This is a genomic window from Acidovorax sp. ST3, assembly GCF_003231145.1.
Lineage (GTDB): Bacteria > Pseudomonadota > Gammaproteobacteria > Burkholderiales > Burkholderiaceae_C > Acidovorax.
The window spans coordinates 1-711 of the sequence record NZ_QKVP01000032.1 but is presented as its reverse complement, the minus strand read 5'-3'; the positions used below and the strand labels follow the sequence as shown (position 1 = coordinate 711).

General features: G+C 67.2%; 1 protein-coding gene and 1 pseudogene. One reads left to right on the top strand and one right to left on the bottom strand.

Going from position 1 to position 711, the window contains the following annotated elements:
* Positions 1-535 (top strand): SPFH domain-containing protein (locus DNK89_RS23360; protein ID WP_255575893.1); only part of this gene is annotated, 535 nt, incomplete at its 5' end.
* Here the strand turns inward: DNK89_RS23360 and DNK89_RS23355 are convergent.
* Positions 528-711 (bottom strand): annotated as a pseudogene (locus tag DNK89_RS23355) (EAL domain-containing protein); the annotation flags it as partial. The gene DNK89_RS23360 and the pseudogene DNK89_RS23355 overlap by 8 nt on opposite strands.

The window sequence follows — 711 nt, the reverse complement described above, 5'->3', positions numbered from 1 at the left end:
CGGCACCATCAGCAACCTGCAGATGCGCGTGCTCGAACGCAAGACGCCCGACGCGGTCAAGAACGTGTTCGGCCAGTACACCGCGGTGCGCGCCATCCAGGAACGCCAGAAGCTGGGCCTGGACGTGAACAACGCCGTGCTCAAGACCATGGAAGGCGCGCCGGTGCAGGTGGTGGGCGTGCAGATCGAGGAAGTCGGTTTCTCGCAGGCCTACGAGCACTCGATCGAACAGCGCATGCTGGCGCAGGTGCAGATCGAGACCACCCGCCAGCAGAAGGAAACGGCGATGATCAACGCCGAGATCCAGGTGGTCAAGGCCAAGGCCGAAGCCGACGCGCGCCGCCAGCAGTTCACCGCCGAGGCCGATGGCATCCGCATGCGCGGCGAAGCCGAGGCCGCGTCGATCCGCGCCAAGGCCGAGGCGCTGGCCGCCAACACCAACCTGGTCAGCCTGAACGCGGTCGAGAAATGGGATGGCGTGCTGCCCTCCACGCAGGTGCCGGGCGCGGCGCTGCCGTTCATCGGCATCAAATAGCGGCGGCGCTGCCGCTGTGCGCGGCGGCCGGCATGCGCCGCCGCGCGAATTCCACCAGGTGCTCGCCTGACAGCGCCTTGCTGTAGAACCAGCCTTGCACGATGATCTCGGCGCTGGATTCGAGGGCGGCGAGCTGCTCCTGGGTCTCCACGCCTTCGACGATGATCTGCAGGTCC